This is a genomic window from Kitasatospora sp. NPDC038210, from assembly GCF_055600605.1.
In genome coordinates, this window is sequence record NZ_JBVJYK010000060.1 from 1 (window position 1) to 10,567 (window position 10,567).

9 protein-coding genes are annotated in these 10,567 nt (G+C 70.2%); 3 read left to right on the forward strand and 6 right to left on the reverse strand.

What is annotated here, in order from left to right:
- Positions 1-190 precede the first annotated feature (190 nt).
- Genes ACZ7KX_RS42070 through ACZ7KX_RS42090 form a run of 5 tightly spaced genes read right to left on the reverse strand, consistent with a single transcriptional unit; the run spans position 191 to position 5,946 of the window.
- Positions 191-1,435: a threonine/serine exporter family protein gene (locus ACZ7KX_RS42070; RefSeq protein ID WP_470331237.1), complete on the reverse strand. Its 1,245-nt coding sequence runs from the start codon at positions 1,433-1,435 to the stop codon at positions 191-193.
- Between the two features lie 39 nt (positions 1,436-1,474).
- Positions 1,475-2,593: an aminopeptidase P family protein gene (locus ACZ7KX_RS42075; RefSeq protein WP_470331238.1), complete on the reverse strand. Its 1,119-nt coding sequence runs from the start codon at positions 2,591-2,593 to the stop codon at positions 1,475-1,477.
- A 36-nt stretch (positions 2,594-2,629) separates the two neighbouring features.
- On the reverse strand, positions 2,630-3,982 hold the full coding sequence (locus tag ACZ7KX_RS42080; protein ID WP_470331239.1) for a M20/M25/M40 family metallo-hydrolase: 1,353 nt from the start codon (positions 3,980-3,982) through the stop codon (positions 2,630-2,632).
- Positions 3,983-4,027: 45 nt separating this feature from the next.
- Complete coding sequence (locus ACZ7KX_RS42085) at positions 4,028-4,465, reverse strand: hypothetical protein (RefSeq protein WP_470331240.1); 438 nt, start codon at positions 4,463-4,465, stop codon at positions 4,028-4,030.
- A complete protein-coding gene (locus ACZ7KX_RS42090) occupies positions 4,462-5,946 on the reverse strand; it encodes an APC family permease (protein WP_470331241.1) in 1,485 nt (494 codons plus the stop codon). The genes ACZ7KX_RS42085 and ACZ7KX_RS42090 overlap by 4 nt, the downstream gene beginning before the upstream one ends.
- A gap of 293 nt (positions 5,947-6,239) precedes the next feature.
- On the opposite strand from ACZ7KX_RS42090, the gene ACZ7KX_RS42095 reads away from it, so the two are divergent.
- The 3 genes from ACZ7KX_RS42095 to ACZ7KX_RS42105 all read left to right on the forward strand — a co-directional run bounded on the left by ACZ7KX_RS42095 (position 6,240) and on the right by ACZ7KX_RS42105 (position 9,250).
- Positions 6,240-6,545 carry a M24 family metallopeptidase gene (locus ACZ7KX_RS42095; protein WP_470331242.1) on the forward strand — a complete coding sequence of 102 codons (306 nt, stop codon included), beginning with the start codon at positions 6,240-6,242 and terminating at the stop codon, positions 6,543-6,545.
- Between the two features lie 53 nt (positions 6,546-6,598).
- Complete coding sequence (locus ACZ7KX_RS42100; protein ID WP_470331244.1) at positions 6,599-8,077, forward strand: MFS transporter; 1,479 nt, start codon at positions 6,599-6,601, stop codon at positions 8,075-8,077.
- A gap of 252 nt (positions 8,078-8,329) precedes the next feature.
- Positions 8,330-9,250 (forward strand): DUF5655 domain-containing protein, encoded by a 921-nt coding sequence (locus tag ACZ7KX_RS42105; RefSeq protein ID WP_470331245.1) that lies wholly within the window; start codon positions 8,330-8,332, stop codon positions 9,248-9,250.
- A gap of 78 nt (positions 9,251-9,328) precedes the next feature.
- On the opposite strand, the gene ACZ7KX_RS42110 is transcribed toward ACZ7KX_RS42105, so the two are convergent.
- Positions 9,329-10,075, reverse strand: coding sequence for a DNA-methyltransferase (locus ACZ7KX_RS42110; RefSeq protein ID WP_470331243.1), 747 nt, complete (start codon positions 10,073-10,075; stop codon positions 9,329-9,331).
- Positions 10,076-10,567 lie beyond the last annotated feature (492 nt).

A 10,567-nucleotide genomic window follows, 5' to 3' on the forward strand; every position in this document is an offset into this window, starting at 1 on the left:
TGCTCCGAGACGGCACCCTCTACGAAACCCGCACCCCCGAAACCGCGGCAGCATGACCCCTTCAGCCTTGACGAAGGACATAGAGGCACCCCCCCCGCCACATGGACGCCGCCGCGGCACGGTTCAAGCAGCGGCAGCTACGAGATCGAGCGCGACCCGGGTTCGATTCCGTCGCCGAAGTGACCAGCCGTCACGTGTGCCGAGAACGGGCCGGGACGACGGCTACGCCCAGCAGCATGCCGGTCGCGAGCACGGTGACCAGGGTGATCAGGTCGAGCAGGTCGCGGAAGCCCTGGACGGGATGCCCGCCGACGAGGGTGGTGAGGCCGCGCACGCCCAGGGATCCGACGGTCAGGGTGAAGAAGCCGGCGAGGACGAGCAGCAGTCTCGGCGGCCGTCCCGGCGACCTGGACAGGAGGGACGCCCCGGCCGAGAGGGCGGCGGCGGCAACGAAGGTGCCGCCGCTGTCCCCGAACGCCCTGGTGGTCGCGGCCTGTACCACCAGCGTCAGGTAGGCGAGCGCCAGGACCCAGCCCAGGAGCCGGATCGGGATGCCGAAGGCCAGGACCGTGCCGACCGCGAACACCGCCCAGCTGACCACGGGGAACCAGCGCGGCAGCTCGGCCGCCGCCGTGAAGTCGTCGAAACGGCTGACCGGGGTTCCGGTCAGCGCGGCCCCGATCAGGATGCCCACGTACAGCTGGACCAGCAGCGCACTCGCGTACACCAGGCGGATCGCCCCGGTGGTGATGTGACCTCCGACCAGTTCGCTGACTGCGGCGCTGAGGAAGTCGCCGGGGACGAAGTAGAACAGCGCCGGGAGCATGAGCAGGACCGCGCCGCCGCGCGTGCCGCTGTCGGCGAAGGCCAGCAACGTTGTGGCCGACACCGCGATCGCCGCCGTCAACGGCAGGACCCTGTGGAGCGCGGCGCTGATGTCCGACACCCCGACCAGCACCGCCACGATCGCGGCGAGCGCGGCCGTGGTCCCGATCTCGTACCAGGTCTCCTGAATTGCGGGGGCGAACCCGGTCGCGAACAGCACGATGCCCACCAGCCTCAGCCAGCGCGGGTAGATGTCCGGGGAATCGGCGATGGCCGATGCCCGTCGCCGCGCCTCGGCCAGCGGTAGCCTGCCGGCTTGGATCTCCTCGACGAGACGTTTCAGCTCGGCGAGTCGGCTCAGCCGGGCAACGTCCGGGAAGGCCGCGACCACGAAGGTACGCGTCGCACCGGGCAGGGTGAGTGAGAGTGTGGCGCTGTCCGGGACGATCTGGCTGGCGCAGCTGCCGCCGTAGCGGCGGGCGACGCCGTCCAGTACTCCGGCGATGGCTTCTGCTCCCTCTCCGCTGGCGTTCAGCTGGATCGCCGCCAGGCGGCCGATCAGGTCGGCCAGCTGGTCCGGTTCGACGGGCTCATCGGTCGGGCCGGTCAACGGATCACCTCCCGTTCCGAGTTCCGAGCCCATCACCGGTCAGGCGACGACGGCCAGGTCGTGCGGGGTGTTGTTGAACCGGCGGCCGCCCGTCCCGGTGACCGTGACGATGTCCTCGATCCGGACGCCGAAACGCCCGGGAAGGTAGATGCCGGGTTCGATGGAGAAGCACATCCCGGGCACCATCGGCTGCCCCTCCCCCTCGACCATGTAGGGCGGCTCGTGGGTGGTCAGGCCGATGCCGTGGCCGGTGCGGTGGATGAAGTACTCGCCGTAGCCCGCCTCGGTGATCACGGCGCGCGCGACGCGGTCGATCTCCTGACAGGCGACGCCTGGCCGTACGGCCTCGAAGGCCGCCTGCTGGGCCCGGCGCACCACCTCGTGGACGGTGCGCACCTCGTCGGGGGCGTCGGCTCCGACGTGGACGGTCCGGGTGGTGTCGGAGCCGTAGCCGTCCCTGAGGCCGCCGAAGTCGAGGACGACGGTGTCGCCGTGCTGGATGACCCGTTCGCCGGCTTCGTGGTGCGGATTGGCTCCGTTGGGACCGGAGCCGACCACCGTGAAGTCGACCTGACTGTGGCCGAATTCCATGAGCAGACCTGCGAGGTCGGCCGCGACCTCGATCTCGCGCCGCCCGGCGAACGTCACGTGGACGATGCGCTGGAAGGCTTCGTCGGCGGCGGCGCCCGCGGCGGCGAGCCGTTCGAGCTCGTCGGCGTCCTTGACGGCGCGGAGCATGGGGAGGGCGCGGGTGAGCGGGACGTAGCTGCTGGCCGGGAGAGCCTCCAGCAGGCCGAGGAGGTGCATGGCCCAGGCCGAGTCGGAGATGCCGTACCGGCCCCGCGGATCGAGCAGCGGGGCGGCCGCGGCGTACGGGTCGGTACCGTCGGTCCAGTCCTCCAGCCTCAACGCGGCCGCGCCGACGGCGCCTTCGGCGTCCGGGCGTTCCAGCCTCGGCACGATCATCGTGGGCGGCCGGTCCGGCGCAAGGACCAAGGCGGTGAGCCGTTCGGTGATGGCCACCGGCTGGTAGCCGGTCAGGTAGAGCAGGTCGGGACCGGGTGTGACGACCAGCCCGAAGAGGCCTGCCTGTGCCGCCTCCTCCGTGGCGCGGGCCATGCGGGCGGCGAAGTCCTGGACGGTGAACGGTTTCGGCATCGTGCGGGGGCTCCCGGTCGGAGGGACGACGAGGGATCAGCGGTTGACGGCTTCGGGGTAGTGGCGCAGGAACAGAGCTTCCACCAGGGCCATCCGCTGGATCTCGGTCGGGTCGACGCTCTCGTTGGGTGCGTGAATGAGGCAGCGCGGCTCTTCCACGCCCATCAGGATCAGCTCGGCGTCGGGGAAGGTCGAGGCGAGGACGTTGCACAGCGGGATCGAACCGCCCTGGCCGAGGTAGGAGATCGGGCAGCCGTAGGCCTCCTGCATGGCGCGGTCGAGCGCGGCGTAGGCGGGTCCCTCCGTGGCGGCACGGAACGGCGAGCCGGTGCCCTCCCGTTCCACGGTCACCTTCGCGCCCCAGGGGGCCGCGGCCTCGAGGTGGCCTGCCAGTGCGTCGGCGGCCGCAGCGGCGTCCGTTCCGGGCGGTACCCGCAGGCTGACCCGGGCCCTGGCCCGGGCGGGGACGGCCGCTGCCGAGCCGACCACCGGGGGGCAGTCGATGCCGAGGACGGTGACCGCCGGGCGCGCCCAGAGCCGGTCCGCGACGCTGCCGGTGCCGAGCAGCGCGACGCCGTCGAGCACCCCGGCGTCCGCACGGAACTGCTGCTCGTCATAGCCGGCACCCGGCCAGGTGCCGCCGCTGTCGAGGCCGTGGACGCGGGTGCCGCCGTCGGCGTCGCGCAGCGAGTCCAGAATCCGGATCAATGCGGCGAGGGCGTCCGGGGCGGGGCCACCGAACATGCCCGAGTGCATGTCCCCGGCCAGGGTGGAGACGGTGACCACGACGTTCGCCAGGCCCCGCAGCGCCGTCGTCGCGGTCGGGACGCCGACGGCGGCGTTGCCGGTGTCGCAGATCAGCAGCGCGTCGGCGCGCAGCTCGTCGGCATGTCCGGGGACGTAGGCCTCCAGTCCGCCGGTGCCCTGCTCCTCCGACCCCTCGACGACCAGTTTCAGCCCGACCGGGAGGTCGTTGCCGAGCGCGCGCAGCGCGGTGAGGTGCATGACGATGTTGCCCTTGCAGTCGGCGGCGCCGCGCCCGTACCAGCGGCCGTCGCGCTCGGTGAGCTCGAAGGGCGGGGAGGTCCAGGCGGCGTCGTCGAGCGGGGGCTGGACGTCGTAGTGGCTGTAGAGCAGGACGGTGGGGGCGCCCGGCGGGGGCGGCCGGTGGCCGATCACGGCGTGGCTGCCGTCCGGGGTCTCGGCCAGGCGGACGTCCTCCAGCCCGACCGCGGTGAAGGCTGCGGCGACCCACTCTGCGGCCTGACGGCATTCCTCGGGCGGGTACTGACGGGGGTCCGCGACCGAGCGCATGGCCACCAGCTCAGCGAGGTCGGTCTTGGCCCGGGGCATCAGTTCGGCCACCCGGGTGGCGAGGTCTCCGGTCATGCCACTGTTCTCCGTCCCACCGGTGCCACCGGCCACTCGGCCCCGTCAGTCATTGATGACGTCCGAGGTCTTGAGGTCGTTGATCTGCTCCTGGTAGTCGGCCAGTTTGTCCGGGCAGTAGACCTTGATCACCTCGGCGCCGGCTTCGAGAATCTGCCGGTCGACGATGACCGGGCGCATGCCCGGGCCGCCCGCGCCGTTGGCGAGCTGGGCGAGCCACAGGCCTTGCCGAAGGTCCGAGTTGGGGCGGTCGCAGACCGCTCCCCCGTCGGTACCCAGCGTCAGGGCGATGTTGTGCGGGTTGCGCGCGGCGAAGCCCTTGGCGACCAGGGCGTCGTTCAGCTGGTTCGCCTTCCGGTAGGCCTCGTTGGTCGCCTTCTGCTGGGTGTAGGTGAGCAGGGCAGCGATCATCATGCCGACCAGGACCACGATCGCGCCGATGTAGATCCACCGGTGCTGGGACGCCATCCGGGTGGGGCTCATGCCACTGCCTCCTCGGTGGTGTCGGCGTCGGGCTGGCGCCAGCTCGGCTTGCGCGCTTTCAGGAAGGAGAACGGGATCACGACTCCGAGCAGCAGCAGGCCGCCGCCGACGATCCCGATGTAGGCCCACACGCTGCCGCCGCCGAACTGCGAGGACGGCACGAAGCCGATCACCATGGCCAGCGCCGAGGAAACGAACCCGACCACGCAGATCGTGGTGAGCAGCGGTGCGCGGTAGCCGCGCGGGTGGTCGGGTTGCTTGCGGCGCAGTTGGATGGCTGCGAGGAACATCAGGAGGTACATGATCAGGTAGACCTGGGTGGTGATCACGGAGAAGATCCAGTAGACGCTGGAGACGTCGGGGATCAGTGCGTAGAGCAGGGCGATGACGGTGGTGACCGCGCCCTGGGTGACGAGGATGTTCTGCTGGATGCCGTGGGCGTTGAGCTTCTGCAGGAACGGCGGCAGGTAGCCCTCCTGCCGGGAGATCAGCAGCAGGCCCTTGGAGGGGCCGGCGAGCCAGGTGAGCATGCCGCCGAGGGAGGCGGAGCACAGGGCGATCGCGACGATCGGGACGAGCCAGCCGATGTGGAAGTACTGGAAGAAGGCGTCGAAGGCCTGCATGACGCCGGCGGTGAGGCTGAGCTGGTCAGCCGGGATGACCCAGCTGATGGCCAGGGCCGGCAGGATGAAGATCAGCAGCACCATGCCCATGGCCAGGAACATCGCCTTCGGGAACTCCTTGGCGGGGTCGCGCAGCTTGTTGACGTGGACGGCGTTCATCTCCATGCCGGAGTAGCTGAGGAAGTTGTTGACGATCAGCACCAGGCTGGCGATGCCGGTCCACTGCGGGAAGAAGTGGGAGGCGTCCATCGGCGCGGCCGACGGGTTGCCCTGTCCGAGGAAGACGAATCCGAGGAGGACCAGCAGCGTGCCGGGGATCAGCGTTCCGATGATCAGGCCCCAGGAGGCCAGGCCGGCAACGGCGTTGGTACCGCGGGAGGACACCCAGACGCCGGTCCAGTACAGGACCACGATGACGATCGCGGTGTAGACCCCGTTGCTGGCGAGCGCGGGGTTGATCACATAGGAGATCGTGCTGGCCACGAAGGCGAGCAGACTGGGGTAGTAGAAGATCGTCATGGCGAACTGGCACCACACGGCCAGGAACCCCAGCGGCTTCGACAGGCCCTGCGCCACCCAGTTGTAGACCCCGCCGCTCCACCCGGAGGCCAGCTCCGCCGACACCAGGGCCGTCGGCAGCAGGAACACGACCGCGGGCAACAGGTAGAGGAACACGCAGGCGAGGCCGTACACCGCCATGGTCGGCGCGGCGCGCAGGCTCGCGACCGAACTGGTCGTCATCAGGGCCAGCGTCAGCCAGGTGATCTTGTTCGACCCGGCCCCGGCCTGAACCGCACTGACCGCCTTCGCTCCACCGGCCCGGCCGGCATCACCGCCCGGTACGTCCACGGTGCTCATCGGGATGTCTCCTCGTCCTGACCTTCGGCGCCTTGCGCACCACGTCCAGACTGTTCACACCCTCCGTGGCCGACGCACGCCCGCCTACGCCGCTCGGGGCAACCGTTCAGCCGTTCAGCACACCCGACCGCTGCGGCTCCGGCTCGAACCCGGCGTCCCGGTTGGCCCAGGCCGCCGTGCGACCGCGACACATCGTGGCGATCCTCGTACGTGACGTGCCAACTCACAGCCGGTCAGGGGAGGGTCCGATGCGCAGTGCGGGTGTCGCTACGCCGGACGGCGGTTCCGCGGGGATGCCAGGGCGCCGGACACCGTCGCACTACCTGGGGTCCCGCTTCAGGGCCGACGCCTTCACCGGGGCAGGACTGTCCCGGCCGATCCTCACGCCAGGCCACGGCACCGGTACCAGCACCGACGAACCCCCGTACCTGGTCGCGGACGGGCCCCAGGAGCTCGACACTGCCATGTGCTTACCCGTCGAACCCGGTGTCCACCGGTCCGGCCGGTTGAGCGTCCGTATCGAGGCCGTCGTCACGGTGACCGAGACAGACGCACGTGGCCCGAACGACGCCCCGCACGAGTTCGGGATCGTGGGGTGAGCACGGGCACCGGCGACAGGGGCGGAGCGGCCCCCGTTCGGGCGGCCACCGGAGTGCTGGCAGCCACCTGTGTCTCCGCATTCGTCGTGAACGCGAACACCTCCGCCGTCAGCATCCTGTTGCCCGCCATCAGCGAGGACACCGGCGCTTCCCTGGCCAGCCTCCAGTGGGCCGTGACCGGCTACTCCCTGGTCGGTGCGGCCGTCATCGTCACCTCCGGCGCCCTGGGTGACATCTTCGGGCGGCGCCGGATCTTCCTCGGCGGCCTGCTGCTGTTCGTGGCGTCGTGCGTGCTCATCGCGCTCGCCAACAGCGGAGGTCTGGTAATCGCCGGCCGAGCGATCCAGGGCGCCGCAGGCTCGACGATCCTCGCATGCGGACTCAGCCTGCTCTCCGCAGGCATCTCCGGCGAAGCGCAAATGCGCTCGGTGTCGCTATGGGGAGCGGCCTCGGCCGCCGGGGCCGCAGCCGGACCGCTGCTCGGTGGCGTACTGGTCGACATCACCGGCTGGCAGGGGCTGTTCTGGATCGACGCCGGCATCGCCGCCGCCTGCGTCCCACTGACCCTCCGGACGGTCCCGGAGTCCCGCGATCCGTCGCGCCCGCGATCCGTCGACCTCGCGGGAACGGCCCTCGTCGCCGCCGTCCTCGTCCCGTTCGTCTTCGCGGTGACCGAGGGCGCAGACTGGGGCTGGCTCAGCGCCCCGACGCTGGCCTGCTTCGCGATCGCGGCGGCGGCGCTCATCGGGTTCGTTCTGGTCGAGAAGCGCGTGCACACCCCGCTGATCGACCTGGAGTTGCTGCGCAACAAGTTCCTCGTCGGCGCGAGCGTCGCCATCCTCGTCGTGGCCGGCTGCATCAACGCGATCATGTATCTCTGCAGCCTGTACTTCCAGAACCCTGCCGGTCTGGGTATGACCCCGCTGGAGGCGGGATTCGCCACGCTGCCCGCGGCGGCGGGCATCGTCGTGACCGCGCCTCTGATCACGCCGTTCGTCGACAAAATCGGTGCCCGGAACGTGATCGCGGTGGGCTTCGGCATCGCTACCGCCGCGTTCATCGTGCTCACCTTCGTCCACGCGTCCTGGGCGTACGCGGCGTTCGTCGGACCGCTGGTCGTCCTCGCCGTCGGCCTGGGTCTGGCAAACGGCCCCTCCTCCTCGGTGGCCACCGCGTGTGTGCCGGACGACCAGGTCGGCGCCGCCTCCGGGATCTCCAACATGGGCCGCTACGTGGGTGCCGCCGTCCTCACCGCCGTCACCGCGGCCATCTCCAACTCGGTCTACGGTCGACACCAGGCGACGGGCGCGACGGCCGCGGACGCGCTGGCGAGCGGATTCTCCCGGGCATCCATCGGGCTCACCCTCTTCTGCGCATTCGGCATCGCCCTGGCACTACTGGTCGGCCGCATCCGTCCCTCCGGCCCGCTGAACGCCGCACAGTACGCCGCAGCCGCCGCTGCTACCTCGCACACCGTTCCGACCAGACCGACCGCTGCGGAAACGGAGCCGCCGACCGACGGGGCTCCGTAGCCGACCGGGGGGAAGGAGCGTGATCGATCACTCATATGACAGCCTCTTCCCCGTGAAGGCGTGACCGATCGGCACCGACTGTTCGCCCCACCTGATGTCCTGGCCACGCGACGGGTACAGAAGATCCCGGCTGGGTCGGGTCACGAACTCGATCCCGACCTCCAGATCATGGCCGACTTTGACGACGCGGGAGGAATGCCGCGCTCCTCTTCTGGATTGCTCCTTATGCATGGTCGGGTGGAGGGGGCGCGAGTGACCGACTTGAAAATGTTCCAACGGGGTGCCGATGGCCGTGATGTCGAGCTACGGGGCTCGACCGTGGCGCGGGAGAAGGAGTTGCAGCGTCGGGTCGAGGACGCTCTGGAGCCAATGCTGGGGGTGCGGTTCCTGGCGTCGGAGTATCCGACGGGGCCGTGGCACCAGGGGCGGATCGACACGCTGGGGCTGGACGAAGACGGCGTGCCGGTGGTCATCGAGTTCAAGCGTGGCCGGGATGCCGGCGTGATCACGCAGGCTACGTCCTACCTGGGGTGGCTGTTGGCGCACCGGCACGAGTTCGAGGCGCTGGTGCGCAGACGCCTGGGGGCCGAGGTCGCGGAGGCAGTCGACTGGCGGCGGCCTCGGGTGATCTGTGTCGCCGGCGAGTTCTCGCGCCACGACCGGGCTGCCGTTTCGTTACACCAGCGGGACCACCGGGTGGAGCTCGTTCGCTACCGGCTCTTCGGTCCGGACCTGCTGACGCTGCAACTGGTCGAGACGGTCCCGGGCGTCACCGGGAATGCGTCGTTGGTGCCGGCTGATTCGGTCGGTGAGGCGGACAACGGACCGACGCAGGCCTCGCAGGTGGAGGTGCCTGGGTGCCTGCGGGAGCTGTTCGGCGAGCTGGACGAGGCGTTGACGGCGGCGGGCGACCTAAAGGTGGTGCTGCTCAAGCACTACGTCGCCTACCGGCGGATGTTGAACGTCGCGTCCGTCGTGTTCCGCCCAGGACACCAGGTCCTGCTGATGTACCTACGGCTGGACCCTGACACGGTCGAGCTGGCGGCCGGCTTCACGCGGGACGTGCGCGGCGTCGGGCACCTGGGGACGGGTGACCTGGAGGTACGGACCGCCTCGTCGGCGGACGTGGAGAAGGCGGTGCCGTTGATCCGGCGGGCGGTCGAGGAGTCCTGACGGACGTGACAGGGCGGCTGGAGCGTGATGCTCCAGCCGCCCTTTCGCGTCTGCGGGCCGGATCCGTGGTGGTTCGCATCACGCCTCCGGTCCGGCGAGGACGAAGTCGACCTGGGTCCGCTCGGCGCGCAGGCGCCGTTCGGCGATCTCGGCGTAGTGCGGGGAGAGTTCCACGCCGACGAAGCGCCGGCCTTCGCGCAGGGCGGCGATGCCGGTGGAGCCGCTGCCGGCGAAGGGGTCGAGGACGGTGCCGTTCTCGGGGCAGATCCGGACGAGCTGCTGCATGATCTCCAGCGGCTTCTGGGTGATGTGGACGCGGTCCTTGCGGGGCTGGCTGGCGACGAAGTGGCCGGGCAGGTAGAGGTCCCGGCTGTTGTCGAGGGTCCCCTTGACGCCCCAGGTGATGAACTCCGCGGACTGCTTGAAGCCGCCCTTGCGGGGGCGGCTGGCGGGCTTGATCCAGGGGATGGTGCCCTGCCAGGTCCAGCCGGCCATCTGGAGCGCGTCGCTGGTGGTGGGCTCCTGCCTCCAGTCGGAGAAGACCATCGCAACCGAGTGTTCGGTGCTCGCCCGGTAGGCCTCGGTGAGGAGTTCGGTGAGCCAGGAGCGGTAGGAGCGCTGGTCGCGGTTCTCGCCGGGAAAGGTCTTGAGGTCGTGGGCGGAGCCGCTGGTGACGTACTTGGCGCGGGCGTCGCGGCCGGTGCGCTCGGAGGTGGTCCGGCCGCCCGAGTTGTACGGCGGGTCGGTGATGACGGCGTTGACGGACTCGTCCGGGAGGGTCTTCAGCACGGTGAGGGCGTCGCCGCGGTGCAGCTTGTAGCTCAAGGGATCTTCCTTCGGGGCATGATGCTTGGGCCCACTCCGGGCGGCGCCCAGCGGCAGCCGCCGGAAGCGGGGATGCCGGGGAAGGTAGCCGCGATCGGCGGCCGTACCTAATGAGCGGCTCCAGGCTCCCGGGCCCGGCTGGGGGTCGTTTGGTGAGGCCGACTTTCGCGTCTACTGTCTCGCCATGCCAGCCGGGCGGCGGGCCAGACGGCCCCGGCCCGGCGTGTGTTGATCCATGCCGCCCCTTGTGCACGGAGCCGCGCGGGGCAGCGTCTTCGTCTCCCCGTTCCCGAGAGGTGCCGTCGTGTTCCGGCTGAGATTACAAGCGCGGCTGGCTGCCGCGCGTGACCCGAGACCGGCGTCCTGGAGCTACCAACTCCCGTGACCCGGGCCCGCTCTGAGTGGACGTTAAGTCCGTTTCTGGTAGCGGCCTCGTTCGGGTTGGGTGAGGAAGCCTTGGCGAGTGAGGCGTCCGAGGCGGCTGCGGGTGAT